The organism is Rhodococcus sp. OS5, from assembly GCF_056837585.1.
Map to the genome: position 1 here is coordinate 6,276,998 of NZ_CM166368.1, position 25,643 is coordinate 6,302,640.

25 protein-coding genes are annotated in these 25,643 nt (G+C 62.7%); 12 read left to right on the forward strand and 13 right to left on the reverse strand.

What is annotated here, in order from left to right; translation table 11 throughout:
• Nucleotides 1–90: 90 nt before the first annotated feature.
• The 5 genes from ACVZUB_RS29390 to ACVZUB_RS29410 form a co-directional block, all read right to left on the reverse strand.
• Complete coding sequence (locus ACVZUB_RS29390; protein WP_019746112.1) at nt 91–300, reverse strand: hypothetical protein; 210 nt, start codon at nt 298–300, stop codon at nt 91–93.
• 22 nt (nt 301–322) lie between these two features.
• Nucleotides 323–1,159 carry a carbohydrate ABC transporter permease gene (locus tag ACVZUB_RS29395; RefSeq protein WP_482628029.1) on the reverse strand — a complete coding sequence of 279 codons (837 nt, stop codon included), beginning with the start codon at nt 1,157–1,159 and terminating at the stop codon, nt 323–325.
• A complete protein-coding gene (locus ACVZUB_RS29400; protein ID WP_007735224.1) occupies nt 1,156–2,331 on the reverse strand; it encodes a carbohydrate ABC transporter permease in 1,176 nt (391 codons plus the stop codon). The genes ACVZUB_RS29395 and ACVZUB_RS29400 overlap by 4 nt, the downstream gene beginning before the upstream one ends.
• A gap of 20 nt (nt 2,332–2,351) precedes the next feature.
• A complete protein-coding gene (locus tag ACVZUB_RS29405; protein WP_007735225.1) occupies nt 2,352–3,641 on the reverse strand; it encodes an ABC transporter substrate-binding protein in 1,290 nt (429 codons plus the stop codon).
• A gap of 170 nt (nt 3,642–3,811) precedes the next feature.
• Nucleotides 3,812–4,885: an ABC transporter ATP-binding protein gene (locus tag ACVZUB_RS29410; protein WP_482628030.1), complete on the reverse strand. Its 1,074-nt coding sequence runs from the start codon at nt 4,883–4,885 to the stop codon at nt 3,812–3,814.
• Nucleotides 4,886–4,999: 114 nt separating this feature from the next.
• On the opposite strand from ACVZUB_RS29410, the gene ACVZUB_RS29415 reads away from it, so the two are divergent.
• The 3 genes from ACVZUB_RS29415 (at nt 5,000) to ACVZUB_RS29425 (ending at nt 6,748) form a co-directional block, all read left to right on the forward strand.
• The gene (locus ACVZUB_RS29415; RefSeq protein WP_217018131.1) at nt 5,000–5,824 is read left to right on the forward strand and encodes a DUF2786 domain-containing protein; all 825 of its coding nucleotides are present in this window, start codon (nt 5,000–5,002) and stop codon (nt 5,822–5,824) included.
• Complete coding sequence (locus ACVZUB_RS29420; protein ID WP_482628031.1) at nt 5,821–6,318, forward strand: TIGR04338 family metallohydrolase; 498 nt, start codon at nt 5,821–5,823, stop codon at nt 6,316–6,318. The genes ACVZUB_RS29415 and ACVZUB_RS29420 overlap by 4 nt, the downstream gene beginning before the upstream one ends.
• Nucleotides 6,319–6,379: 61 nt before the next feature.
• Nucleotides 6,380–6,748, forward strand: a complete 369-nt coding sequence (locus tag ACVZUB_RS29425; protein ID WP_217018135.1) for a helix-turn-helix domain-containing protein — start codon at nt 6,380–6,382, stop codon at nt 6,746–6,748.
• Here ACVZUB_RS29425 and ACVZUB_RS29430 read toward each other — a convergent pair whose 3' ends face one another.
• Together ACVZUB_RS29430 and ACVZUB_RS29435 are read right to left on the reverse strand one after the other, a co-directional pair.
• Nucleotides 6,749–7,336 carry an ATP-dependent Clp protease proteolytic subunit gene (locus ACVZUB_RS29430; protein WP_003945993.1) on the reverse strand — a complete coding sequence of 196 codons (588 nt, stop codon included), beginning with the start codon at nt 7,334–7,336 and terminating at the stop codon, nt 6,749–6,751.
• Between the two features lie 4 nt (nt 7,337–7,340).
• On the reverse strand, nt 7,341–7,949 hold the full coding sequence (locus ACVZUB_RS29435) for a ClpP family protease (protein ID WP_007735229.1): 609 nt from the start codon (nt 7,947–7,949) through the stop codon (nt 7,341–7,343).
• 296 nt (nt 7,950–8,245) lie between these two features.
• Here ACVZUB_RS29435 and ACVZUB_RS29440 point away from each other — a divergent pair, with 296 nt between their 5' ends.
• Nucleotides 8,246–9,040: an LLM class F420-dependent oxidoreductase gene (locus ACVZUB_RS29440; RefSeq protein ID WP_030537640.1), complete on the forward strand. Its 795-nt coding sequence runs from the start codon at nt 8,246–8,248 to the stop codon at nt 9,038–9,040.
• On the opposite strand, the gene ACVZUB_RS29445 is transcribed toward ACVZUB_RS29440, so the two are convergent.
• The 3 genes from ACVZUB_RS29445 to ACVZUB_RS29455 are packed head-to-tail and all read right to left on the reverse strand — an operon-like array spanning nt 8,962 to nt 13,273.
• Nucleotides 8,962–10,191 (reverse strand): CaiB/BaiF CoA transferase family protein, encoded by a 1,230-nt coding sequence (locus ACVZUB_RS29445; protein WP_081558695.1) that lies wholly within the window; start codon nt 10,189–10,191, stop codon nt 8,962–8,964. The genes ACVZUB_RS29440 and ACVZUB_RS29445 overlap by 79 nt on opposite strands.
• Nucleotides 10,188–11,903 (reverse strand): acyl-CoA dehydrogenase family protein, encoded by a 1,716-nt coding sequence (locus ACVZUB_RS29450; RefSeq protein ID WP_482628032.1) that lies wholly within the window; start codon nt 11,901–11,903, stop codon nt 10,188–10,190. Before ACVZUB_RS29450 ends, ACVZUB_RS29445 begins: the two co-directional genes overlap by 4 nt.
• Nucleotides 11,903–13,273 carry an MFS transporter gene (locus ACVZUB_RS29455; protein ID WP_482628033.1) on the reverse strand — a complete coding sequence of 457 codons (1,371 nt, stop codon included), beginning with the start codon at nt 13,271–13,273 and terminating at the stop codon, nt 11,903–11,905. Before ACVZUB_RS29455 ends, ACVZUB_RS29450 begins: the two co-directional genes overlap by 1 nt.
• Before the next feature lie 146 nt (nt 13,274–13,419).
• On the opposite strand from ACVZUB_RS29455, the gene ACVZUB_RS29460 reads away from it, so the two are divergent.
• A complete protein-coding gene (locus tag ACVZUB_RS29460) occupies nt 13,420–14,298 on the forward strand; it encodes a LysR family transcriptional regulator (protein WP_003946037.1) in 879 nt (292 codons plus the stop codon).
• On the opposite strand, the gene ACVZUB_RS29465 is transcribed toward ACVZUB_RS29460, so the two are convergent.
• Genes ACVZUB_RS29465 through ACVZUB_RS29475 form a run of 3 tightly spaced genes read right to left on the reverse strand, consistent with a single transcriptional unit; the run spans nt 14,295 to nt 18,174 of the window.
• Complete coding sequence (locus ACVZUB_RS29465) at nt 14,295–15,986, reverse strand: acyl-CoA dehydrogenase family protein (RefSeq protein ID WP_482628034.1); 1,692 nt, start codon at nt 15,984–15,986, stop codon at nt 14,295–14,297. The genes ACVZUB_RS29460 and ACVZUB_RS29465 overlap by 4 nt on opposite strands.
• Nucleotides 15,987–15,996: 10 nt before the next feature.
• Nucleotides 15,997–17,502, reverse strand: a complete 1,506-nt coding sequence (locus ACVZUB_RS29470) for a class I adenylate-forming enzyme family protein (RefSeq protein ID WP_482628035.1) — start codon at nt 17,500–17,502, stop codon at nt 15,997–15,999.
• A 36-nt stretch (nt 17,503–17,538) separates the two neighbouring features.
• Nucleotides 17,539–18,174 carry a TetR/AcrR family transcriptional regulator C-terminal domain-containing protein gene (locus tag ACVZUB_RS29475; protein ID WP_030537647.1) on the reverse strand — a complete coding sequence of 212 codons (636 nt, stop codon included), beginning with the start codon at nt 18,172–18,174 and terminating at the stop codon, nt 17,539–17,541.
• Nucleotides 18,175–18,350: 176 nt separating this feature from the next.
• Between ACVZUB_RS29475 and ACVZUB_RS29480 the strand changes: the two genes are divergently transcribed.
• From ACVZUB_RS29480 to nthB, 7 genes are all read left to right on the forward strand, one after another.
• A complete protein-coding gene (locus ACVZUB_RS29480) occupies nt 18,351–19,331 on the forward strand; it encodes a helix-turn-helix domain-containing protein (RefSeq protein WP_047270147.1) in 981 nt (326 codons plus the stop codon).
• Nucleotides 19,332–19,535: 204 nt separating this feature from the next.
• Nucleotides 19,536–20,597, forward strand: coding sequence for an aliphatic aldoxime dehydratase (gene oxdA / locus ACVZUB_RS29485; protein ID WP_007735242.1), 1,062 nt, complete (start codon nt 19,536–19,538; stop codon nt 20,595–20,597).
• Nucleotides 20,598–20,712: 115 nt separating this feature from the next.
• The gene (locus ACVZUB_RS29490) at nt 20,713–21,081 is read left to right on the forward strand and encodes an ArsR/SmtB family transcription factor (RefSeq protein ID WP_007735244.1); all 369 of its coding nucleotides are present in this window, start codon (nt 20,713–20,715) and stop codon (nt 21,079–21,081) included.
• Between the two features lie 44 nt (nt 21,082–21,125).
• Nucleotides 21,126–22,532 carry a substrate-binding protein gene (locus ACVZUB_RS29495; RefSeq protein ID WP_042450634.1) on the forward strand — a complete coding sequence of 469 codons (1,407 nt, stop codon included), beginning with the start codon at nt 21,126–21,128 and terminating at the stop codon, nt 22,530–22,532.
• Between the two features lie 114 nt (nt 22,533–22,646).
• Nucleotides 22,647–24,212 (forward strand): amidase, encoded by a 1,566-nt coding sequence (locus tag ACVZUB_RS29500; RefSeq protein ID WP_081558897.1) that lies wholly within the window; start codon nt 22,647–22,649, stop codon nt 24,210–24,212.
• A 73-nt stretch (nt 24,213–24,285) separates the two neighbouring features.
• Nucleotides 24,286–24,909, forward strand: coding sequence for a nitrile hydratase subunit alpha (nthA, locus tag ACVZUB_RS29505; RefSeq protein WP_482628036.1), 624 nt, complete (start codon nt 24,286–24,288; stop codon nt 24,907–24,909).
• A gap of 26 nt (nt 24,910–24,935) precedes the next feature.
• On the forward strand, nt 24,936–25,574 hold the full coding sequence (gene nthB, locus ACVZUB_RS29510; protein ID WP_042450645.1) for a nitrile hydratase subunit beta: 639 nt from the start codon (nt 24,936–24,938) through the stop codon (nt 25,572–25,574).
• Nucleotides 25,575–25,643: the final 69 nt, after the last annotated feature.

Below are 25,643 nucleotides of genomic sequence, written 5' to 3' on the forward strand. Positions count from 1 at the left end.
CGGACTTACCGGCACCATTCCACCAGGGTGATATCTCGATCAGATAACTCCCGGCAACTGCGATACCGAAATGTCACCCTACCGGGCTGGCTACTCGCGACGTTCTGCTCGGACCGCGTTCCGATATCCGCGGAACGCGAGCCCGAGAGCGACGACGCAACCGAGCAGCACCAAAGACGGCATCACGCCGGGGTCTCCCTTGACGATCGCGACCACAGCGCCGATCAACGCCATGAGGGCGAAGACCGAGATGAAGCCGGCAATCAGCTCCATACGCTGGGCGCGCGAAGCCCGCCTCATCGAAACCGTGCGCAAGCGCGCATCACGACTTGACGCCGCCTGCGGTCAGACCGGCGATGATGCGTCGCTGGAAGATGAGAACCATGATGACCAGCGGGACCATCACGAGGGTTCCGCCGGCCATGATCGAGGTGTACGGCGTGACGAATGGGTCCGTTCCGGAGAACTTGGCCATCGCCACGGTGACGGGTGCGGTCTTGTCACTCGAGAGTTGGAGCGAGAGCAGGTACTCGTTGACCGTTGCGATGAAGGCGAGGATCGCGGTGGTGAACAGTGCCGGCGCGGCGAGCGGAAGCATGATCAGACGGAAGGCCTGGCCACGGGTGGCGCCGTCGATACGCGCCGCCTCCTCGAGCTCCCACGGAAGCTCGGAGAAGAACGACGTCAGCGTATAGACCGTCAGCGGCAGCACGAACGAGATATTCGGGATGATCAGCGCTTTGTAGCTGCCGATCCAGCCGATGTCGGTGAACAACTGGAACAGCGGGGTCACGAGGGCGACGACCGGAAACATGGACGCGCCGAGGATGATTCCGGTGACGAAGTATTTGCCACGGAAATCGAAACGCGAGAGCGCGTACGCCGTGAACACGCCGATGACCAAGGCGATCAGCATGGTCGCGCCCGCGATGATGAGGCTGTTCATCAGTGCACGGGTGAAGTTCACCTTCGCGTCGGGATCGAGCGCCGCGGTGAAGTTGGACAGCGTGAGATTGGTGGGCCACAGCGACGTCGAGAACGTGTCCGCCGGGTCGCGCAGCGCCGTCACGATCATCCAATAGCAGGGAGCGAGTCCCCACACGATGATCAGTACGACGCCAATGTAGGTGCCGATCTTGCCGCGTAGTGCCTTGTTCATACCGGCTCCCCCTTCCGCTGCTTTTCCTGCGTGCTGACCGCATTTGCTCCGAGGAATCGGACCAGGATGAAGGCCACAGCGAAGATGATGAGGAACGTGATGGTGGACAGTGCCGACGCCGAATTGGCGCCGACGCGCATCTGATCGACCACCAGAACCGAGATGGTGGAGGTGGCCGGGTTGGATCCCATCATGATCGCGGGCAGGTCGTACATCCGCAGAGCGTCCATCGTGCGGAAGAGCACCGCCACCATGAGTGCGGGCTTGACCAGCGGAAGCGTGATCATGCGGAACCGCTGCCACGCCGTCGCACCGTCGACCTTGGCGGCCTCGTAGACGTCGGCGGGAATCATCTGAAGACCCGCAAGGATCAGCAACGCCATGAACGGCGCGGTCTTCCAGACGTCGGCGACGACGATCGCGAATCGCGCCGGCCAGGGGTCCGCCGTCCACAGGATGTTGGTGCCGAGGATCTTGTTGGCAATGCCGTCGTTGGCGAAGATGAAGAACCAGAGCTTCGCGGTGACGGCGGTGGGGATGGCCCAGGGAATCAGCACGGAAGCGCGGAGCAAACCGCGTCCGCGGAACGTCTTGGCCATGATCAACGCCATCGACAGACCGATCACCGTCTCGAGCAGGACGGTGACGACGGTGAAGCCGAACGTATTTCCGATCGACTGCCAGAACTGCGATCCGAGTGTGCCGGGCGGGCACGGAATCGAGCCGTTGGCGGTGTTGCAGGACTGGGTGATCCAGTTCTTGTAGTTGTCGAACCACGTGAACTGACCGGTGACGAACATGCCGGTCTCGGGATCGAGCTTCTTGCCGTCGCTGTGCATCGACATCCAGATCGCTCGTCCGAGCGGATACAGAATGATGACGGCGAGAACGATCAGCGACGGTGCGACGAACGCCCACACCGGAACTCGTCGACGCTTCTTCGGCTTGTCGGCCGACGCAGGCGGGGGCGAGGTCGGCGGGGGTGGAGTAGCTGCAAGGTCAGGCAGAACCTTGGTCAGGGATGTCCCTGCTGCCTCGGATGCCGACGGCTCTTCTAGCGGTTCCGGTGCACGGTGTCTCCCACCAACGCCCGAACGGTCGGGACCGGTTGAACCGGCCCCGACCGTGGGGTTGGTAGGCACAGCCGCGGAAGGATCCTGCGGTTCTGCCATTGCTTATTGCTCCTGGTAGATCAGTTACCGGCGGTTTCGATGCCGGCCTTGGTGTCCGCCAAGGCCTGCTCGACGGTCTTCTCGCCGCGAATAGCAGCGTAGGTGTTGTCGGAGATCGACTTCGACACCTGCGTGTAGTACGGCGTGACGGGGCGCGGCTGAGCGGTGGCGAGTGCTTCCTTCAGGGTCGCGAAGTACGGGAACTGAGCGAGCACTGCCGGATCGTCGTAGACAGCCGAGAGGACGGGTGCGCCGCCGACCTCGGTGAAGTACGTCTGCGACTTCTTGGTCTGCATGAACTCGAGGAAGTCACGAGCCGTGGCGGGTGCGTCCGAGTACGCGCTGATGCCGACGTTGTAGCCGCCGACGGTCGAAGCGCCCGGTCCGTCGACACCCGGAAGAACGGTGTAGCCGTACTTGCCGGCAACCGAGGTCTTCTCACCGTCGACCGAGAAGCCGGACCACGTGCGCATGAAGAGTGCCTTGCCGTCGCCGAACGCGGTCTGCGACTCGCCCTCGGAGTAGGTCAGCGCTTCCTGCGGGATCGTGTTGTCGGCGAAGTTGTCGACGATCGACTGAACGCCTGCCTTTGTCTTGTCGTCGATGGCCGGGGTGAGTCCGTCCGGGCCGACCCACGGGCCGTCGAAGGCGTTGGTGATCTCGGTGGTGTTGACCGTCAGGCCCTCGTAGTTCTTGAACTGACCGATGTAGCAGGAGATGCCGGCTTCGACAGCCTTCGGACAGTTTTCCTTGAGCTCGGCCCACGTGGTGGGGGCCTTCTCGACGAGGTCCTTGCGGTAGTACAGGAACGCTGCGTTGGTGTTCTTCGGCGCTGCGTAGAGCTTGCCGTTGTAGGTACCCGAAGCGACGGTCGACGGCAGGAGGCCGGACTCGTCGATCGCGAGGTCACCCTCGAGCGGCAGCAGCCAACCGTTTGCAGCGAACTGGGCGGTGTTGACGACGTCGACGCCGATGAGGTCGTACTCGTCGCTCTTGGCCTGCATGCGCTGGGTGATGTCGTCGACCTGCGCGTTGGCTTCCTTCGCCAGCGGCTTGAGCGTGACCTTCTCGTCCGGATGCTCGGCATTCCAGTCGGAGATGATGTTTTCGAGCGCCTCGTTCAGGGCATCCTGCCCCTCGACGATCGTGATAGGTCCGCGGCCTTCGCTCGAGGACGATCCCCCGGATGCGGCCGTGGTGCTGGTTCCGCTGTCCTTGTCCGAATCGGACGAACAGCCTGCCAGTACCAGCATGGACGCTGCCGTGGCTGCAATTGCAGCGCGGCGCATCGCCTTCGAGTTCAGAACCATGGATTCGCTCCCCGTATGTGTATGACAAATAGACGGTCACCGAGAGCCTGCTCACGGCATGCGCCATGAGTGCCGGCTCCCGGCATCGGCCCCTACTGTGGCACGAGACACCCGTACTTGTGGGTATTACGCCGAACCTGAATCGGTCATGTGTCGTTTGACAGGTCGACCTAACCCAGGCGACGCCCGTCGGTGGTGGCAAAAATGTGCACCTTCTCGGGGTCGACGCGCAGGTTGACGCGCTCGCCCTTCTGCGGCGGATTGCGCCAGTCACCACGCGAGACGATCTGCTGCAACCGTCCGCCGATCGTGGTCCGGCCGTAGACGTAGGCGTCCGAGCCCAGTTCCTCGACGACGTCGACCTCCAGCGGCAGGCCTTCGGCGGCGATCTCGAGGTGCTCGGGGCGAATACCCAGAACAACCTCGGTTTCGACGACGCCGTTCATCGTCTCGCGCGGAACCGGAACGATCCCGTCACCGAATGCGACGCCGCCGTCGACGACGGGGAGGGTGAAGAGGTTCATCGCGGGTGAACCCATGAAGCCGGCGACGAAGACGTTCTTCGGCTTGTTGTACAGCTCGCGCGGCGAGGCGCACTGCTGCAGGATTCCCTTTTCGAGGACGGCGACGCGGTCACCCATCGTCATGGCCTCGACCTGGTCGTGGGTCACGTAAACCATCGTCGTCGCGAGGCGTCGTTGCAGCTGAGCGATCTGCGTACGTGTCTGCACACGGAGTTTCGCGTCGAGGTTCGAGAGCGGCTCGTCCATCAGGAAGACCTGCGGCTGGCGAACGATGGCGCGGCCCATCGCCACTCGCTGACGCTGGCCACCGGACAGCGCCTTGGGCTTGCGATCGAGGTACGGCTCGAGATCGAGCATCTTCGCGACCTCTTCGACGCGGGCGCGGATCTCCGTCTTGTTGGTTCCGGCGAGCTTGAGCGCAAAACCCATGTTCTCGGCCACCGACATGTGCGGGTACAGCGCGTAGTTCTGGAAGACCATCGCGATGTCGCGCTCTTTCGGCTCCTGACCGGTGACGTCGCGGTCGCCGATGAGGATGCGTCCGCTGTGGACGTCTTCGAGCCCGGCGAGCATGCGCAGGGTGGTCGACTTTCCGCAGCCGGAGGGTCCGACGAGGACGAGGAACTCGCCGTCCTCGATCTCGAGGTCGAGCTTGTCCACTGCCGGAGTGTTCGATCCGGGGAACAGGCAGGTGGTGCTCTCGAAAGTCACTGAAGCCATGACGGGGTTGATCCCTTCTACCGGCAGGAACGTGCCGGACGATCCAAGTCGAGGGTGAGCGTGTGCGCTAGCAGCATAAACGTCCGTGTCGGCGCGCGAGCGTAGTCTTTCACGGTGAGTTCGGAGAAGATGCTGACCCGCATCGGTGCGCTGCTTCGCCAAGCGGAGTCCACCGACAATCCACACGAAGGTGAAGCCTTCATGGCTGCCGCTCAGCGGTTGGCCACCAGTTCCGCGATCGACCTGGCGGTCGCGCGTGCGCACACCGAGTCTTCGGAAAAGCGTGCGACGCCCACTCAACGGCTCATCACCATCGGCGAACCGGGCAAGCGCGGACTGCGAACGTACGCCCAGTTGTTCATCGCCATCGCCGCTGCCAACGACGTGCAATGCGACATCGCGCAGACGTCGGCCGTCATCTACGCCTACGGCTTCGCCGGCGACATCGACGTGTGCGAGGCCCTGTATTCGAGCCTGCTCTTCCAGATGGTGCGCGACTCCGACGCGTACGTGCGTTCCGGGGCGTACCGCGGCGAAACGTCCGTGCGGACCGTCGTCGAAACTCGTGGACGACGACGCGTCAGCACGCAGGTCCGCAAGCCGGTGGCCGGAGTGACGGCACGCCTGAACTTCCAGATGGCGTACGCGTCCCGCATCGGCGCTCGGTTGGCCGAGACGAAGCAGGAGACGGAGAAGACCGCGATCGCAGAATCTGCCACGTCGTCTTCCGAAACCGCACTCGTGCTGCGTAACAAGGAAATCGAGCTGAAGGACTACTACTCGTCCAACTCCAAAGCGCGTGGGACGTGGCGGGGCGGCGGCCGCGCAAGCGCCGGGCATTCCTCACATGCTCGACGAGCGGGTGATCGGGCTGCGCGCTCCGCACGTCTGGGGAACCTTCCGGAGATCGGCGGGGTGCGCGGGCAGCTGGACTCGTGAGGGATACGCAGCGGAGCGCCGTCTACGGGGCAGAGATGTTGGTGCGCACCATGTTCGATCGCGCCGACGAGCGTGGACTTCGGAGCGTCGAGGTCATGGGTTCCACCATCACCTTGCCGGTCGAGCGCAAATTCGGTTCCGTGGAGTCGGTCCAGGCGTACTGCGATCAGCTACTCGGGCTGAATTGGGTACGGGAGACCTGGACTCGCGCAACCATTCCGGTGTCCGTACGCTCCCGCGGCGGCAATGCCGCCGCTCACTACTCGAACGACGTCATCGCCGTCCCGGACGACCGTGACGGCCGGTGGGCGCTACGCGAATTCGTTGTCTTGCACGAACTTGCGCACCACCTCGGCGACCCCGCCTCCGACGAGGCTTCCCACGGGCCCGAGTTCGTCGACCGCTACACGAACCTGGTCGGCGAGATCATCGGACCCGAGGCGGCCTTCGTTCTTCAAGCGATGTTCCTTGCCGGTGGTGTCCGGACACGTTGAGGGTTGTCAGCCCTCGGCGAACCCGGTGGCGTCAGAACCGGTCGGCTGGAATACTCGGCCTATGGATGCGCCGCGCAGATTAGTCCTGGTCAAGGATGGATCCGAACATCCCGATCCAGCTGTTGCCGTGCGCAAACCCCCGCTGATTCGTGAAGCCTACGGACGAGTGCTGCGGGAGGTTCGACGCGATCAGGACCGAACTCTCGACGACGTCGCCGCCAAGGTCGGAATGTCGAAGCAGTACCTCTCCGAGATCGAACGGGGCAAGAAGGAACCGTCGTCGGAAATTCTGCGCGCAATTTGCGAAGCGCTCGGGATGCCGCTCGAGCATCTGCTGTTCCGAGCGGGCAACCGGATCGTTGCGCTCAACTCCCTCACCTTCGGGCACTCTCCCGCACCGATCTCGGGCCCCGTCCTGATGGCGGCCTGATCAGTTCCCTTCGATGAGGGTGTCGGCCAGCCCGTAGGAAATAGCGTCGTCGGCGGTGAAGATCCTGTCGCGATCGGTGTCCTTACGCAATCGCTCGACGCTCTGACCGGTGTGCTTACTCAAAATCGCCTCGGTCTGCTCCCGGATTCGCAGGATCTCGGCTGCTTGAAGCGCGAGGTCCGAGATGGTGCCACTACCTTGCGTCGACGGCTGGTGCAGCAGCACCCGCGAATGGGCGAGAACATGCCGATGGCCGGGAGTACCAGCGGCCAGAAGCACTGCAGCAGCCGACGCCGCTTGACCCATGCAGTACGTGGAAATGGTGGGTTTCAAGAACTGCATCGTGTCGTAGATCGCGAGCATCGCCGTAGTGGAACCACCGGGAGAGTTTATGTACAAACCAATTTCGCGATCCGGGTTGTCGGCCTGCAGATGCAGCATCTGAGCCATCACGACGTTGGCGACGCCGTCGTCGATCTCCGTGCCCAGAAAGACGATGCGCTCGTTGAGCAGCCTGCTGAAGATGTCGAAAGATCGCTCACCCGTTGGTGTTCGCTCGATGACGCTGGGAATCGTGTACTGGGACATGACGTCACAATCCGATCTTGGGGAAGGTGGCTTGCGGTGCTATCTCGGCGAAGGACGTCACGACGCGGTCGACGATTCCGTACTCACGCGCCTGCTCGGCGGTGAACCAGCGATCCCGATCGCTGTCGGTCTCGATCTCTTCGACGGTCCGGCCCGTTTCGGCGGCGAGGATTTCCTGCGATTGACGCTTCATCAGCTCGAGACTTTCGGCCTGGATCGCAATGTCCACCGCAGTGCCACCGATACCTGCCGAAGGTTGGTGCATCATGATGCGGCTGTGCGCCAGGCTGATTCGCTTGCCGTGGGTCCCGGAGCAGAGGAGCACCTGGCCCATGCTGGCCGCGAAGCCCATCGCGACCGTCACGACGTCATTGGGGATGAGCTTCATGGTGTCGTAGATGGCCAGACCGGCAAACACCGATCCGCCAGGTGAATTGATGTAAAGCACGACGTCGCGCTTGGGGTCGGTGGTGGCGAGGAGCACCAGTTCCGAACACACACGTTCGGCCATGGCGTCGTTGACCTCGCCGGTGAGCAGAATGGTTCGCTGTCGGAAGAGCCTGTCTGTCAACAGGTCACGGTAGCCGGTATCGGTGGGCGCTTCAGTAGTCATGAATCCATTCCTACCGGCGCGGCAGTGCCGCGGCCCCGCCTGTCTGCTGTGGGCAGACCACCCCTGTTTTTACCCGCCGCCTTTGCCCGCCCCCCCTTTTTGCCCGCCCCCTTTGACTGCCCCCCTGTTTGAGCGAACGGCACGTTCAGTCGATCTAAGGCGCCGAAAGTACCGTTCGCTCGAAAAGGGGTGGGTACAAGATCGGGCAAACCCGTCACCGACGGCGGCGGTAGCGGTACCGCGCACACCCGGCCATGATGGGAGAAGACAACCATTCCTCTCGTCAGGAGCGTGGCATGACTCGTCCGGTACGCATCGGTGTTCAACTCCAACCCCAGCACGCACCCGATTACGGGTTGATACGCGACGCCGTCTTGCGGTCCGAGGACGCCGGGGTGGACATCGTCTTCAACTGGGACCACTTCTACCCGTTGACCGGCGATCCCGACGGCGCACACTTCGAATGCTGGACCATGCTCGGCGCCTGGGCCGAGCAGACCGAACGCGTCGAGATCGGCGCCCTGGTCACCGGTGGTGGCTACCGCAATCCGGATCTGCTGGCCGACATGGCGCGAACCGTCGACCACATCAGCGGTGGGCGCCTGATCCTCGGTATCGGTGCCGGCTGGTTCGAGAAGGACTACGACCAGTTCGGATACGACTTCGGCACTCCCGGTTCACGGCTGAAACTGCTGGGCGAATACCTCCCCCGCATCACGGGCCGCCTGGCGAAGGGCAACCCGCCGCCGACGCGCAACATCCCGGTCCTCATCGGCGGTGGCGGCGAGAAGAAGACCCTGCGCTTGGTCGCCGAGTACGCCGACGTCTGGCACAGCTTCGGCGACCGTGAGACACACCTGCGCAAGTCAGACATCCTCTCCGACCATTGCGCCGACGTGGGCCGGAACCCGCTGGAAGTAGAGCACTCGGTTCCGTGGCCTGGGCTCGAAAATGCAGCCGACCTGGTCGCCGACGGTGTCTCACTCTTCACCGTCGGCGTCAGCGGACCGGACTACGACCTCACGACGCTTGCCGAGGCCATCGGTTGGCGCGACGACAACACGCCGCCTGCGTTGAGCGGGCTGGCCTGAGCGGTACCAAGGACTTCGTCGTTGTCGGCGCCGAGAACGGGCGGCGCCGACGTCAGACGTGGCCTCTGGCCGGAGAAGTTGACCGGAAAGGCCACTTGCTTCAACGGTCCGAGCGTCGGATGGTCGACGGTTCCGACCATGCCGAGCGCGGCGGTGTGGGGATCGGAGTAGATCTCGTCGAGATGCCGGATCGGTGAGACCGGTACGGCGCGTTCGGCGAGAAGAGCGCACCAGTGTTCGACGGTCTCCGATGCGAAGGCGCTGGTGAGTTCTCGTTCCAGACTCTCGCGGTTCTCCACCCTGTCGCGGTTGTGGGCAAAACGCGGATCGGTGACCAGTTCACTCCTTCCGATGGCCTCGCACAGCGACGCCCACATCGCGTCGTTGCCGACAGCGACGACGAAGTACCCGTCGCTGGCAGGAAATGCTTGATACGGAGCAAGATTCGGATGACCGGAGCCCAACGCAGTTGGGCGCTCACCGGTGGCGAAGTAACTGGTCGCCCAGTTCACGTGCATCGCGAGTTGGCACTCGTACAGCGACGTGGTCACGTACTGTCCGCGCCCGGTCCGGCCTCGCTCGACCAATGCAGCCAGGACACCGACCAGTCCGAAAAGCGCTGCGCCCAAGTCTCCCAACGCAAACCCGGATTTCATCGGAGCACCACCCGGTTCACCGGTGAGCGACATGAGCCCACCCGCGGCCTGCGCGATCATGTCGTACCCCGGTTCGTCGCGCAGCGGTCCTTCTTCACCGAAGGCAGAGATGTGCAGGGTGATCAGATGCGGGTATCGCTCGGACAGTGCCTGGTAGTCGAAGATCTTCTGTAATCCGCTGCCCGGCTTGAAGTTCTCCACGACCACATCGGTCTCTTCGAGCATGCGGTGGATGATCTCCTGTCCTTCGGTGGACTTGAGGTCGATCGTGACCGACTTCTTGCCGCGGTTGATCGCGAGGTAGTAGGCGGCATCTACGCCGACGAAGGGAGGCCCCCACGAACGCGTGGGGTCGCCGCCTTCAGGGTGTTCGATCTTGGTGACGTCGGCTCCGAGATCGGCAAGCGACATGGTTGCGTACGGCCCGGCAAGGATCTTCGACAGATCGAGCACGCGGACACCAGCCAAGGGTGTGGGGCCTGTTGGAGAATTCACTGGTGAACCCCTGCTACGGAGAGGAACTCGGCTACGACGTCACGTGCATCATCCAGCTCGACGTCACCGCCGTCGGTGATCACGTCGAGATTGCCGAGTGCAGCCGACGGCACCTTCCCCACAAGACCGGCCAGGTAGGAATTCGCCACCAGCAGTGACCGGTACCCATTACCGTGTCGGATGCCGTGGTCCGCAAGGTCGAAGAGCAGGGTCGCCATGACGGTACGAGCCAACTCGTCGGAGTACCTTGCACTCGCAGCCTGCGCGGCATCGTCAGATCCGGAGATCAGACGATCTCCTTCATCGACCAGTTCCTCCCAGCGCCGCAACAGAACTCCGGACCCGGCTTCGCAATCCGGTCCGACGGTGGACAGGATGTCCGTCATCGCTCCCGCGACGGTGCGGTGCGAGTTGAACTTACGTAGGCACCGAAGTACGTCCAGCGCAATGACATTGCTCGACCCTTCCCAGATCGATCCGAGGTGAGCGTCCCGGACGAGTCGCGCGGTGGCCCATTCCTCGATGTAGCCGTTTCCTCCGCGCACCTCCATGGCCTCGCCGGTGACCACCCGCGCGCGTTTGCAGACAAAGTGTTTGGCGATCGGTGTCAGTACTCTGATCAGTGCGCGCGCCTGTTCGTCGCCGCCGTCTGCTGCCTGAAGACACTGTGCGCTGTACGCGACCAGGGCCAGCGAAGCCTCGGCATCGAGTGCAAGGGGAAGAAGTGTCGCCCGCATCAGCGGCTGGTCGAAGAGCCTCTTACCGAACACGACTCGGCTCTTCGAATGTTCGACGGCTTCACGAACTGCTCGGCGCATGAGAGCGCTCGAACGCATCGCATTGGAGAGGCGAGACGTGTTGACCATTTCAGCCATCTGGCGGAACCCTCGATCGAGTTCACCGACCTGGAGTGCGTGCGCCCGGTTCAGCGTCACCTCGCCGCTCGGCATGGAACGCGTACCCAGCTTGTCCTTGAGACGATCGATCGTGAGGTTGTTGCGCTCGCCGGATCCCAAGGTCTTGGGCACCATGAACATTCCGACTCCACGCGTCGAACCATCCTGTCCGCCCGGGAATCTTGCGAGGGTGATGATCACATCGGCATCCGGGTTGGAGGCGAACCACTTCTTGCCCGTCAGAACCCATCCGTCACCGTCGCGCTCGGCGCGTGTTTCGGTGCAGGCGATGTCGGTGCCTGCCTGAATCTCGGTCATGAACATCGCACCCGTCTTCGCCTGCTCGGGGTCCGTCGACGTCAACGCGTCGATCCAGGGCGCGAACACGGCCGGATCACCGAACATACGCAGGGTCCGCGCAGCAGCATCTGTCATCGACACCGGACAGGCCAGCCCGAACTCTGCCTGCACGAAGATGTACGACGCGAGGTACTTCGCGAGTGGCGGATGCACGGAGTCCCATCCGTGCAACCCTTTTCGGTGCGACATGGCGGACAGGCCGTACTCGTTGTACGCCGCCCGGCACAGTTCCAGGTAGGCCGGGTGATAGGAAATCCGGTCGACGCGGTCACCGGCCTTGTCGAATTGCTGCAGCACCGGCGGGTTCTTGTCCGCGATGTCGGCAAGCTCGGACAAACGGCCGGCGGCATCTCGGCCCAGTCGGTCGAGCAATCCGTTCAACGTCTCTCGGTCCGCCCCGGCGGTCCATCTGTCCACTACCGCTGTCAGAGCGGGGTCGGTGTGTGCAAAGTTCATCAGTGGTCAACGCCTTTCAGGGTGGAAGCATCAGTCATGTTCGAGGAGCTCGTCGACTCCAGCACTTGCCCGTGCAGCGCACTCCTGCGCAACAAAGCAGTCATACAGACAAGGGAGAGAACGACATACACGAGCCCTAGAGCTACGACCGGCCAGATCGAGTTGGTTCGCGTCAGCAGATACTGGCTGACCATCGGGGCCGTTCCGGCAAATACGGCGGTCGACAATTGGTACGACAGAGAGATGCCGGTATACCGAACATTGGTGGGGAAAACCTGCGCCAGAATGCCGGCCAACGCGGCGTAATACATTGCGTGAGGCGCCGTCGCGAGGACCATCCCCAGAATCGCCAAGGGCACGGAGCCCGTCTGAACCAGCACGAACATCAGTGGTAGGAGCACGATCTCCGGAAGCAGCATCCAACGGACCGCTTTCGACGGATCGATCCGCGTGGCCAGCACAGCACCGAAAGGCTGTACGAGCGCCTGGGCTACCAGTGCCACGGTGATCACGAGGAGGAAGTCACTACGCTCGAAGCCGAGATCCGTTGTCGCCCAGGAGAGCGCAAAGGTTGTCTTGACGTACGTGATGGCAACACCGGCAACCACAGCGCCGACGCCGAGAGCAAGTTCGACGGGATGCGACCGCAACACTTCGACCAGCGGCATCCGTGTACGCTCCTGTGCCGCAACAGCCTTCTTCATCTCGGGTGTCTCGGAGATGTGCAACCGGATGTAGAGAGCGACGATCACCAAAGCTGCGGATCCGAGGAACGGCAGACGCCAACCCCACGACTCGAACACGGAATCCGACATCAACGTCAGGCCGAGGAAGGCCAGCGTCGCGAGCAGGTTGCCGACCGGTGAACCCTGCTGCGCAAACGCACCGTAGAGCACCTTTTTCTTCGGGGGAGCGAACTCGGTGGCGATCAATACGGCGCCACCCCATTCGCCGCCCATGGCAATGCCCTGGAGAACACGCAGTGCCACAAGCAGTATCGGTGCCCAGATCCCGATCTGGGAGTACGTAGGGAGGAGGCCGACACCGACGGTTCCCAACCCCATGAGCGCGAGGGTGATGATCACGGCGTTCTTGCGACCGAACTTGTCTCCGAAATGACCGAACACCACTCCGCCGACCGGACGCGCCACGAATCCCACGGCAAAAGTCGCGAAGGCTGCGAGTGTTCCCACCGCCGGCGACGCATCCGGGAAGAACAGCGGGCCGAGCACCAAGGCGGATGCGGTTCCGTAGATGTAGAAGTCGAACCATTCGATGGTCGTTCCGACAAACGCCGTGATTCCGGCCTTGCGTGCCTGTTTGGTGTTGTATTCAGGTGGATTGGTGTCTTGACCTGGATGTTGATCCACGGTTCTCCCTGATTCTCGCGTCGGGCATCACCAAGGGATGCAATGTGAGGCGTGAATCACTATCGTCCGAAATCCATGTAGAGTCCAAGACTTAGTTCGACTTATTTATGTGGGAGAACCACATAATGAAACCCGGGAGGAGCGACGTGGAACTGCGTCAACTGCGCGCGTTTCTCGCAGTCGCCGACGAACTTCATTTCGGCCGGGCCGCCGAGCGACTCCACATTGGGCAGTCCCCGCTCAGTCAGACCATTCGAGCGCTCGAGCGTGAACTGGGCACCGACCTGTTCGTCCGGACCACCAGATCAGTGCAACTGACCGCAGCAGGCGAAGCCTTGGTCACGCCCGCACGGATCATCGAAGCGCAGATCGCCGTGGTACGAGAAATCGCATCGGCCGCGTCGACTGGCGAGACGGGCCGTGTCACAGTGGGTTTCGGCGGAACAGGCGGCTACACCGTCCTGTCGGCCCTCACACGGTCCTTGGCCGACTCCCATCCGGGAATCGAACTGGAACTACGGCCGCAGATGTACTCGGGTGAGGTGCTCGACGCTCTCCGACGCGGAGCACTGGACATGGGCATAGTCGGCCTGCCCATTCCGCGCGGATTCGAGACTCACACTGTGCGGGAGGAAACCTTGATGGTCGCGGTTCCGGCCAGGCATCACCTCGGTGCGCATGACTCGGTGTCACCGGAAGACCTGGCAACCGAGCGATTCGTGATGTATCCCGCCGAGCACGGCTCGGTGGTGCGCGATGCGACGTTGTCCGTGTGCGCCACAGCAGGTTTCACGCCCACCGTCGCGCACGAAGCCCCCGATCCGTACAGCCTGTTGGCCATGGTCGGAGCGGGGGTCGGGATTGCCGTCGTCGTGGAGTCGACGGCGCATCTGTCCATGGACGGGGTCGTGTACCTGCCGATCGCCGGAGCCACGCCCACGCTGAAAATCGCGATGGCATGGCGACCGAACAATCCGACGCCGGCAGTACACACCGTCACCAGGGTACTGAGGGAGCAGCCTTAGGCTCTCGCGAGAATTCCGGCGAAATCTGTTCCCACAGGCAGAGTTCCGTACTCGTGACCACGGTCGGCACCGAGGCGAGCGGCAATGAACGCATCGGACGAGGCGGCCGGGGAGTGGCGCACCATGAGCGAAGCCTGCAGCGCCAACGCCATAGCCTCGACGACGGTCCGAGCGCGGAGCTGAGCGTCGGCGGGTGCCATCGTTGCGAGCTCACCGAGTTGGCGTCGTACCCGATCGAGGTGCTGATCGAGGACCGGGTTGTTGCCGCGGGCGAGGTTGATCTCGTGGTCGAAGGCGGCAACGGAGTCGGGTTCACGGGTCATCGCGCGCAGGACGTCGAGCGCGATGACGTTGCCCGACCCCTCCCACACGGCCATGACGGGCTGCTCACGGTAGCGACGGGCAAGCGGGAAGTCCTCGGTGTAACCGTTGCCGCCCAGGCACTCGAGGGCTTCGTAGGAGTGGTGCGGGCCGCGCTTGCAGATCCAGTACTTCGCACCAGCTGTCGCGAGTCGGCGGAACGCCTTTTCCTGCTCATTCGCGTCCTCGTCCTGCGCACGGGCCAATCGCAGTGCGGTGATGGTCGCGGCCTCGGATTCGAGAGCCAGGTCGGCGAGCACCGACGTCATTGCGGGCTGATCTGCCAGGACGGCACCGAAAGCGCTGCGGTGCCGTGCGTGCCACACCGCTTCGGCGACCGACTGACGCATACCTGCCGTGCTGCCGAGGATGCAGTCGAGTCGCGTCTGGGACACCATTTCGATGATGGTCCGCACGCCACGTCCCGGTTCGCCGATCATGGTGCCGACGGTGCCGTCGAGCTCGATCTCGGACGACGCGTTGGACTTGTTGCCCAGCTTGTTCTTCAGACGCTGGATGCGGAAGACGTTGCGTGTGCCGTCGGGCAGGATGCGGGGGAGAAGGAAGCAGGAAAGTCCCTCGCCGGCAGCACCTTCGGCCTGAGCGAGAACCAGGAAGGCGTCGGACATCGGCGCGGAGCAGAACCACTTGTGTCCGGTGAGGAGGTAGTCCGCACCCGGGCCGCCACGTCCGGCCGGCTTGGCGATGGTCGTGTTGGCTCGCACGTCGGAGCCACCCTGCTTTTCCGTCATCGACATTCCGAAGATCGCGGATGCCTTTCCGGGAGCATCCAACTCGGGGGTGTAACTCCGAGAAAGGGCACGCGGGGTCCAGATGGCGGCTACATCGGGTTGCAGCTCGAGCGAGGGGATCACAGCGTGCGTCATGGAGATCGGGCACGCGTGGCCCGGTTCGACCTGGGAGAACAGCATGAATGCCGCGGCCCGAGCCACGTTGGCACCCGGCTTGGGGTCAGCCCAGGCAGAGGTGTGAGCACCGTGCGCAACGGCGGCAGAGATGATCCGGTGATACGACGGATGGTATTCGACCTCGTCGATGCGGTTTCCCCAGCGATCGAAGGTCTTCAATTCGGGGATCACCGTGTTGGCCAGCTCGGCGTCGTGCTGGAACCCGGCACTGCCGACCAGTTCACCGATATCGGTGAGTTCACTGGTGGCCCAATCGGCGTCGTGACGCGCGACGCCTTCGGCCAGGACCGTATCGAGCAGGAACTCGTTGACGTCCGTGCGCGGTACCGACTGGTTGAGCACTGCATGGGTGCGATGCGGAGCCGGGTGGGTGACGGTCTTCTCGGAAATATCAGTCATGACAGGCCTTTCAGCTCGCTGCGCGGATGAGGTGCTTCTGGATCTTGCCGGTCGGTGTACGCGGAAGAATCGTCGCGAACACCACTTCACGCGGAATCTTGTAGCGCGCCAACTTGTCCGAGAGGTAGTCCTTGATGTCGTCGGCGCTGATGACATCCGGTTCACGCCAGACGACGTGCGCGACGACGGTCTCGCCCCATTCTTCGTTGGGTTTTCCGACAACGGCGACGTCGACGACGTCCGGGTGGCCGGAGATCACGTCCTCGACCTCCTTGGAGTAGACGTTCTCGCCGCCCGTGATGATCATGTCCTTCGCGCGGTCGACGATGAAGAGGTAACCGTCCGCATCCTTGCGCGCCAGATCGCCGGTGCGATACCAACCGCCGTCGGCAAAAGCAGCCTTCGTGGCAGCGGGGTCGTCGAGGTACCCCTGCATGACGGTGTCGGCGCGCAGCCAGATCTCACCGATCTGATCGGGCTCCGCGTCGGTGCCGTCATCGGCAACCAGGCGCAGGTCGACGCCGGCCAGCGCGACGCGGCCGATCGAGCCCGCCTTGCTCAACTGCTCTTCGGGGTACAGCACGGTGCCCACTGGCCCGGTCTCGGTCATGCCGTAGACCTGCCGGAATTCGGTGGTGCCGTACGACTCCACCAGTCGCCGAGCGACATCCGCGCCGATCGGTCCCCCGCCGTACAACCACGCACGAACGCTTCCGAGGTTGTAGTCGGCAAAGTTCGGCACGAGGTTGAGTGCAGTGGTGTAGATGACCGGCGGGCCGAAGCAGAGGGTAATGCGTTGTTCCTGAACTGTTTCCAGGAATTTGACGGGATGGTACTCGCGCAGCAGCACGACGGTTCCGCCCATGTAGAGCGTGGACATGAACCAGTTGTTGAGCGGGGAAGCGTGCCAGATCGGGACGGCCATGAGCAGTCGCTCGTCCCGAGTCGTCGACACGGCGAGGGCCGCGGTGACGGCAACACCGACGACGTTGCGGTGGCTGTGGACGCAGCCCTTGGGCGAGCCGGTAGTCCCCGAGGTGTAGAGGATTTCGGCCGGATCGTTCTCGTCGATGTCGATACCGTCAACGCCGTCCTGGCGGGTGATGGCGTCGTCGAAGAAGTCGAAACCGTCTGCGACAGAGTCCGTGCTGATCAGCTTGGCCGTTGTCTCCAGTCGACCGACAACCGGCGCCAACTCACCGTCGAAGTCGCACACCGACACCTTCGCGTGTCCCAGCACGTAGGCAACTTCCGGAGTCTGCATCTTGTGGTTGATGGGGACCACGACGGCGCCCAAGCGCCAGGCACCGAGCATCGCGTACACGAATCCCGGAGTGTTGTAACACATCAGCGCGACGCGGTCGCCCGGCTGCACGCCCAGCGACTGCAAATAGCCTGCGGCGCGTCGACTTCCGTCCTGAACCTGGGAGTACGTGTGATCGTGACCGTCGAATATCAGGAAGGGTTTGTCCGGGGTCTTGGTGACGTTGCTGTCGAATACGCGAACGATATTCATCGAAGTCCTTGTCGGAGAATCACGCTCGAAGAGAGTTCATTCCATCGAGCTGTTGAGTACGGCGTCGGGTATCTGGAGGGTGGCGAAGATGACGGCAACCGCCTCCTCGAGGGAGTAGCCGAAGCTCTCGCCGGTGGCAGTCTTCTGGATGACGAGGCCGAAGATCGCAGACCAGAAGGCCTTGGACTCGACGTCGATGCCCGCGCGCAGCTGCCAGCCGGTGCGGATCAAGGTACGGAGGAGGGCGGTTTCGCCCGAGGAGTGCAGAGTGCGAAGCGTTTCGGAGATCAGGTCGCGGAGTTCACCACGACGACCCGTCATCATCATCGCTTCCACGAAGAGTTCGACGCTGGGAGCGCCCGAGCCCAGGAGGGATCCGACCAGCTTCTCGGTGTAATCGCCGACCGTGTCGGCGTCGGCGGCATCGACCTCGGCACGCTTGCCTGCGCGCAGAACGGCCGCGCACGCCACCTCGACGAAGAGCTTTTCTTTGGAGCCGTAGTAGTAGGTCACCTGGTTGGGATGGGCGCCGGCGGCCGTGCAGATCTGCGCGATGGAGACGCTGTCGCCGTGCTCGAGGAACAGCTCGGTTGCGGCGTTGAACAGCGCCATGCGCGTCTGCTTGCCCGACTCACGCGTCGCGCGCGCTGCGGGAACTGCCTCGGTGGCCATCACGAACTCCTACTTGTTTGTACGACAAACAATAACTCGGCGTTGTTTGTATGGCAAACAATTTCTTCCCGACGCGATGACATGTCGACTTCTATCGACATGTCTGATGTGCGGGATTACTCTCTGAACATCGAGCACCCGAGAACTTCGGCTTTTCTGCGAGGAGGCGCCCTGCAATGCTCGCGCGATCCGGCTTCTCCCTGCCCACACGCACGACTCTCACGGGCGACTGGGCAGATTTGTTGCGCGAGCATTTTGTCGCGCTCGACGTATCCGATATCGGAGACGGCGATCGATTCAGCGGGGCCGTCCACTCGGCCCAACTCGCACACGTTCGGGTATCCGCAGTTCAATCGATGGAACAACGAATAGTCCGTAGCAACAGCCTCATCAAAAGCGACGGCGCGGACTATCTTCAGATCGGGATGATCCGCCGCGGTAGCGCGGTAGTGCGCCAAGACGACCGCGAATGCGTCCTGCGACGTGGCGACTACGTCCTGTACGACACCACGCGCCCCTTCGATTGGCAGATCGAGGGACACGCACACGACGGCATCTGGGGACTCGAGGTGTTCACCTGGCCACGGTCGTACCTGTCGCTCAGCGACGCGGAGGTCACGAGCCTGACCGCCATCGCCTTCGACGGACACGCGGGCCTGAGTGGCCTGCTTGGTCGCTTTCTTCACGATCTTGCCTCCGTCCGCATGACGTCCGACGCAAGCGGAGACGAAGAGGAAGTCGTCAACGAGATCGGCAACCTGGTCAAGTCCGTTCTTCACACAACTGCGCGACCGATCACCTCGCGGCGAACCAGCCTCTACGAATCCGCCCTGTCGGTCATAGACGCCCGCATCGCAGACCCGGCCCTGTCTCCGGTGGACATCGCGGGATCGGTCAAAGTCTCCATTCGGCAGTTGCACCGAGCCTTCGCCGAACACGGCACGACGGTGTCACGGTCGATTCGCAGCCGTCGACTCGACGGTTGCCGTCGTGAGATCGTGCAACGACACGGAGTAGAGCGGTCGCTGACCCAGATTTCTCACCGCTGGGGATTCACCGACCTGGCCGCCTTCAGTCGAGCCTTCAAGGCGGAATTCGGGATCAGCCCGCGGCGGTACCGGTCGCAAGCAGCGGCCCCCACAAGTACTACCCGCTGATCTGTAACATCTTCGGACACTTACCCATTGAACATGGTGTTCAAAATTTTCTGTCGCCGAAGCGTATCCACAATTCTTGGCACGGTAGGCCAAGCATCGGGCGCTGACGGCCAAGTTTGCTCGGCTGAGCGGGCGTAGATTTTCGGCACGGCGTTGCCAAGTGCCAGGCACCCGATTCGACCACCTACATCACAGGGAGCACTCATGGAATCTGCAATCGGCGAACACCTTCAATGCCCGCGCACTCTGACCAGGCGGGTCCCGGATACCTATACGCCACCGTTTCCCATGTGGGTCGGGCGCGCAGACGACACATTGCACCAGGTCGTGATGGGCTATCTCGGCGTGCAGTTCCGCGGCGAGGATCAGCGCCCGGCAGCACTGCGGGCGATGCGGGATATCGTCGCCGGCTTCGACTTGCCGGACGGACCGGCACACCACGATCTCACCCATCACATCGACAACCAGGGCTACGAGAACCTGATCGTGGTCGGTTACTGGAAAGATGTTTCTTCCCAACATCGTTGGAGCACATCACCTCCAGTGTCCTCCTGGTGGGAGTCCGAAGACCGCCTGTCGGACGGATTGGGGTTCTTCCGCGAGATCGTGGCACCGAGAGCCGAACAATTCGAAACGCTCTACGCGTTCCAAGACGACCTCCCCGGAGTGGGAGCTGTCATGGACGGTGTCAGCGGCGAAATCAACGAGCACGGCTACTGGGGTTCGATGCGCGAGCGGTTTCCGATCTCCCAAACCGACTGGATGCAGGCCTCGGGCGAACTACGGGTCGTCGCCGGTGACCCCGCCGTAGGTGGACGCGTAGTAGTGCGGGGACACGACAACATCGCACTGATCAGGTCCGGGCAGGACTGGGCCGACGCGGAAGCAGACGAGCGCAGCCTCTACCTGGACGAAATCCTGCCCACTCTTCAATCGGGCATGGACTTCCTCCGCGACAACGGCCCGGCCGTCGGGTGCTACAGCAACCGATTCGTACGCAATATCGACATCGACGGAAACTTCCTCGACTTGAGCTACAACATCGGCCACTGGGCCTCCCTCGACCAACTCGAACGGTGGTCGGAATCCCACCCGACCCATCTACGGATCTTCACGACGTTCTTCCGGGTGGCCGAGGGCCTGTCGAAATTGCGTCTCTACCATGAGGTCTCGGTATTCGATGCCGCCGATCAGCTCTACGAGTACATCAATTGCCATCCCGGGACCGGAATGCTGCGCGACGCGGTGATCACCGCCGAGCACTGACCGAAGTCGCCGGCAATCTTCGGCCACATTCTTTCCCTCGGAGGCAACTCGAGATATGTTGACGGGTGTCGACATATCTCAGTAGAGACCATCGAGGAAGCGCGGACAGCAGACAGTGACTACTCAACGAAACGAAGAGTTGGCGTTTGCTGTGCTGGCCGACCAAGTGCGTCGACAGATTCTCGACACGCTGGCTACCCACGGCGAGTGCAACGCGGGCTTCATCAGCGATCAAATTTCGACGGTCGGTCGCACCACGGTATCCACACATCTCAAGGCGCTGCGGTTGTCCGGCGTGATCGTCGAACGGCGTCAAGGACGTCATCGCCTGTTCTCGATAGATCCATCGGGGCCCGCCAACGATGCACTCCAGTTCCTGCGCGACGTCCTCGGGCGAGCGCTGGAAGCAGGTTCGAACGCCTCCGAGTTGCCGGCCACTGCGACTGAGGATTCAGACGTCGCATCGGTGCGTCGCCGAGCGTGAGGCCTTGTTGAGCCCCAGCACCTATTTCAGGCAGGAAGTAGAACGTGCCAGGTCTCTCCGTAACGGCACAGATCGTGACGACCGACCCACCAGGGTCAGCCTTCGAGCGCCTCGAAACGGGGCAACTGCTCGAACTCGAATGTGAGCAACTGACGGTCGGGGCCGCTGCCGCCATCTCCCTTCCCGTCGGCGACGGCGCACGCGCAGATCCAGTCGGAATGCCGATCACGCTGTTGGGATACGTCGCCGGCGTGAAGCGGGGCCGATCGGTCGTGATCGTGCACCACCAACCGTGGCGCGGCCGCCTGACGATCCGGTTCTTTCCCGACGGCGCCGGGACCCGGATCGTTCTCGAGTCCAGCCTCGATCAGGACGGCATTTCCTGGCTTGCCAACAAGCGCGGATTCGCTCCACCCGAACCTCCGCGTTCCGACCGACATCGGATCGGGCTGCTGGTCAGCAAATCCGGCCCGGCAGCTGTATTCGCCCAGGCGACAGAAACACTCGCAGCACTGGCCGTGGAAGAAATCAATGCCGACGGCGGCGTCGGCGGCGTTCTCGTCGACTTGGTGATCGGCGATGACGCTTCCGACTCGGCGGCCGGAGCGGCGACCGCACTGCGATTGGTGAAAAGCGGATGTCGCGCCGTTTTCGCGTGCGTGACATCGTCGACCTTCAATGCCGCTGCATCTGCATTGCAGAACACCGGTGTGCTGTTGGTGCACACAGTTCTCAACGAGGGAGGTCGATCGCGTCCGGGAGTCCTTCGATTGGGTGAGCGCCCACTCGACCAGACGCGAGCGGGTATACCCGCAATGATGTCCGAGACCGGTTCTCGCACTTGGTTCCTGGTCGGCCAGCAGTATTCGTGGTCGTTCGGTGCGCATTGGGCGGCCCGGCGTGTGATCGCCGAATCCACAGGTTCGGTGGCCGGCGAAGTCTACGTACCGTTGGGGACAACCGACTTCTCACGCATCATCGAGTCGATAGCCGACTCCGGGGCCGAACTGATTCTTTCCACCCTGGTGGGCCATGACGAGGTCTTCTTCGAACGACAATGCGCCCAGCACGGACTGCGGGCCACCACGCGGACGTTTGCATTGGTCCTCGACGAGGCCACTCAGCAGCTCATCGGCAATTCCGATGCCGACGGAGTCTGGGCGGCATTCGGCTACTTTCAATCCGCAGCCGGCGATCACGACCTCGAAAAGCGATACAGCGCGAGCTCGAACGAACTCCTGCCTCCGCTCAGTTCCCTGTCGGAGACAACGTACGAAGCGATCGTCGCTTACGCACGCGCCGTCGAACGAACGTCCGCAGGCGATCCGGAAACAGTACTTCGGCAGCTTGTCACGACGTCGAAAAGCTCTACGAACAACGGCGTTCCACTGCATCGACCGATTCTGCTCGCTGAATCACGCCGTGGGCGCCTGTACCCCCGTTCTCTCTGAGCGCGCGTAACCCGAACTTAACGAGTCAATATGTCGATACCTATTGACGCAATTATGGATCCGGCCCTAGTCTGAAAGACAAGTGAAGCCGATCACATCAGGAGCACACTTCTCATGGCGACAATCCGACCTGACGACAATGCAATAGACACCGCCGCAAAGCATTACGGCATCACTCTCGACCAATCAGCCCGGCTCGAGTGGCCGGCACTGATCGACGGAGCACTGGGCTCCTACGACGTCGTCGACCAGTTGTACGCCGACGAGGCAACCCCGCCGACCACGTCACGTGAGCACACGGTGCCAACAGCGAGCGAAAATCCTTTGAGCGCTTGGTATGTGACCACAAGCATCCCGCCGACGTCGGACGGCGTCCTGACCGGCCGACGCGTGGCGATCAAGGACAACGTGACCGTGGCCGGAGTTCCGATGATGAACGGGTCTCGGACAGTAGAGGGGTTCACTCCGTCTCGCGACGCGACTGTGGTCACTCGACTACTGGCGGCCGGTGCAACCGTCGCGGGCAAAGCTGTGTGTGAGGACCTGTGTTTCTCCGGTTCGAGCTTCACACCGGCAAGCGGACCGGTCCGCAATCCATGGGACCCACAGCGTGAAGCAGGTGGATCATCCGGTGGCAGTGCGGCTCTCGTCGCAAACGGTGACGTCGATTTTGCCATCGGCGGGGATCAGGGTGGATCGATCCGGATCCCGGCGGCATTCTGCGGCGTCGTCGGACACAAGCCGACGTTCGGGCTCGTCCCGTATACCGGTGCATTTCCCATCGAGCGAACAATCGACCATCTCGGCCCGATCACACGCACGGTCCACGATGCCGCACTGATGCTCTCGGTCATCGCCGGTCGCGACGGTAACGACCCACGCCAAGCCGACAGCGTCGAAGCAGGTGACTATCTGTCCACCCTCGACTCCGATGTGGATGGTCTGCGAATCGGGATCGTTCGAGAAGGTTTCGGGCACGCGGTCTCACAGCCCGAGGTCGACGACGCAGTCCGCGCAGCGGCACACAGTCTGTCCGAAATCGGTTGCACGGTAGAGGAAGTAAACATCCCGTGGCACCTACATGCTTTCCACATCTGGAACGTGATCGCCACGGACGGTGGTGCCTACCAGATGTTGGACGGCAACGGATACGGCATGAACGCCGAAGGTTTGTACGATCCGGAACTGATGGCACACTTTGCTTCTCGACGCCTTCAGCACGCCGACGCTCTGTCCGAAACCGTCAAACTGGTGGCTCTGACCGGCCACCACGGCATCACCACCCTCGGCGGCGCGAGCTACGGCAAAGCCCGGAACCTCGTACCGCTCGCCCGCGCCGCCTACGACACTGCCTTGAGACAATTCGACGTCCTGGTGATGCCCACACTGCCCTACGTCGCATCCGAACTACCGGCGAAGGACGTGGATCGTGCAACCTTCATCACGAAGGCTCTCGGGATGATCGCCAACACAGCACCGTTCGACGTGACCGGACATCCGTCCCTGTCCGTTCCCGCCGGCCTGGTGAACGGGCTTCCGGTCGGAATGATGATCACCGGCAAGACCTTCGACGATGCGACGGTCCTCCGGGTCGGGCGCGCATTCGAAAAGCTTCGCGGCGCGTTTCCGACGCCTGCCGACCACATCTCCGACTCTGCACCACAACTCAGCCTCACCTAGTTCTGTATCCGCACTTGCACAACAAATTCCACCGATTCACACATGATCAGCCCGCATAGAAAAGGTGAACCAGATGTCAGTAACGATCGACCACACAACGGAGAACTCCGCACCGGCCCAGGCGCCGGTCTCCGATCGCGCGTGGGCACTGTTCCGCGCACTCGACGGTAAGGGATTGGTACCCGACGGTTACGTCGAGGGATGGAAGAAGACCTTCGAGGAGGACTTCAGTCCAAGGCGCGGAGCGGAATTGGTCGCGCGGGCTTGGACCGACCCCGATTTCCGGCAACTGCTTCTCACCGACGGTACCGCCGCGGTTGCCCAGTACGGATATCTGGGCCCCCAGGGCGAGTACATCGTGGCAGTCGAAGACACCCCAACCCTCAAGAACGTGATCGTGTGCTCGTTGTGTTCATGCACCGCGTGGCCCATTCTCGGCCTGCCCCCTACCTGGTACAAGAGTTTCGAATACCGTGCGCGAGTGGTGCGTGAGCCACGGAAGGTTCTCTCCGAGATGGGAACCGAGATCGCGTCGGACGTCGAGATCCGCGTCTACGACACCACCGCCGAAACTCGCTACATGGTTCTCCCGCAACGTCCCGCAGGCACCGAAGGCTGGAGCCAGGAACAACTGCAGGAAATCGTCACCAAGGACTGCCTGATCGGCGTCGCAGTCCCGCAGGTCCCCACCGTCTGATCACCCCGACAAGAAAGAAGCACACCATGGATGGAGTACACGATCTTGCCGGAGTTCAAGGCTTCGGCAAAGTCCCGCATACCGTCAACGCCGACATCGGCCCCACCTTCCACGCCGAGTGGGAACACCTGCCGTACAGCCTGATGTTCGCCGGTGTCGCCGAACTCGGGGCATTCAGCGTCGACGAAGTTCGATACGTCGTCGAGCGGATGGAACCACGCCACTACATGATGACCCCGTACTACGAGAGGTACGTCATCGGCGTCGCGACACTGATGGTCGAAAAGGGAATCCTGACGCAGGAAGAACTCGAAAGCCTTGCAGGGGGACCGTTCCCACTGTCGCGGCCCAGCGAATCCGAAGGGCGGCCGGCACCCGTCGAGACGACCACCTTCGAAATCGGTCAGCGAGTACGCGTGCGCGACGAGTACGTTCCTGGGCATATTCGAATGCCTGCGTACTGCCGCGGACGAGTGGGAACCATCTCTCATCGGACTAGCGAGAAGTGGCCGTTTCCCGACGCAATCGGCCACGGGCGCAACGACGCCGGCGAAGAACCGACGTACCACGTGAAGTTCGCCGCCGAGGAATTGTTCGGTAGCGACACCGACGGCGGCAGCGTCGTAGTCGACCTTTTCGAGGGTTACCTCGAGCCTGCGGCCTGATCGTCCAACATTCCGGGCGGCGGTCACGCGATCACAGCGTTTCGCGTGACCGCCGCCTGATCACAGCAA

Excerpts from the sequence above, each read along its gene's own strand:
- nthA (WP_482628036.1), top strand. The coding sequence starts at position 24,286 with ATGTCAGTAACGATCGACCACACAACGGAGAACTCCGCACCGGCCCAG.
- ACVZUB_RS29435 (WP_007735229.1), bottom strand. The coding sequence starts at position 7,949 with ATGACTACTGAAGCGCCCACCGATACCGGCTACCGTGACCTGTTGACA.
- ACVZUB_RS29410 (WP_482628030.1), bottom strand. The coding sequence starts at position 4,885 with ATGGCTTCAGTGACTTTCGAGAGCACCACCTGCCTGTTCCCCGGATCG.
- ACVZUB_RS29405 (WP_007735225.1), bottom strand. The coding sequence starts at position 3,641 with ATGGTTCTGAACTCGAAGGCGATGCGCCGCGCTGCAATTGCAGCCACG.
- ACVZUB_RS29465 (WP_482628034.1), bottom strand. The coding sequence starts at position 15,986 with ATGACTGATATTTCCGAGAAGACCGTCACCCACCCGGCTCCGCATCGC.
- ACVZUB_RS29425 (WP_217018135.1), top strand. The coding sequence starts at position 6,380 with ATGGATGCGCCGCGCAGATTAGTCCTGGTCAAGGATGGATCCGAACAT.
- ACVZUB_RS29400 (WP_007735224.1), bottom strand. The coding sequence starts at position 2,331 with ATGGCAGAACCGCAGGATCCTTCCGCGGCTGTGCCTACCAACCCCACG.
- ACVZUB_RS29450 (WP_482628032.1), bottom strand. The coding sequence starts at position 11,903 with ATGAACTTTGCACACACCGACCCCGCTCTGACAGCGGTAGTGGACAGA.
- ACVZUB_RS29500 (WP_081558897.1), top strand. The coding sequence starts at position 22,647 with ATGGCGACAATCCGACCTGACGACAATGCAATAGACACCGCCGCAAAG.
- ACVZUB_RS29440 (WP_030537640.1), top strand. The coding sequence starts at position 8,246 with ATGACTCGTCCGGTACGCATCGGTGTTCAACTCCAACCCCAGCACGCA.
- ACVZUB_RS29475 (WP_030537647.1), bottom strand. The coding sequence starts at position 18,174 with ATGGCCACCGAGGCAGTTCCCGCAGCGCGCGCGACGCGTGAGTCGGGC.
- ACVZUB_RS29480 (WP_047270147.1), top strand. The coding sequence starts at position 18,351 with ATGCTCGCGCGATCCGGCTTCTCCCTGCCCACACGCACGACTCTCACG.
- nthB (WP_042450645.1), top strand. The coding sequence starts at position 24,936 with ATGGATGGAGTACACGATCTTGCCGGAGTTCAAGGCTTCGGCAAAGTC.
- ACVZUB_RS29470 (WP_482628035.1), bottom strand. The coding sequence starts at position 17,502 with ATGAATATCGTTCGCGTATTCGACAGCAACGTCACCAAGACCCCGGAC.
- ACVZUB_RS29430 (WP_003945993.1), bottom strand. The coding sequence starts at position 7,336 with ATGTCCCAGTACACGATTCCCAGCGTCATCGAGCGAACACCAACGGGT.
- ACVZUB_RS29390 (WP_019746112.1), bottom strand. The coding sequence starts at position 300 with ATGAGGCGGGCTTCGCGCGCCCAGCGTATGGAGCTGATTGCCGGCTTC.
- ACVZUB_RS29395 (WP_482628029.1), bottom strand. The coding sequence starts at position 1,159 with ATGAACAAGGCACTACGCGGCAAGATCGGCACCTACATTGGCGTCGTA.
- oxdA (WP_007735242.1), top strand. The coding sequence starts at position 19,536 with ATGGAATCTGCAATCGGCGAACACCTTCAATGCCCGCGCACTCTGACC.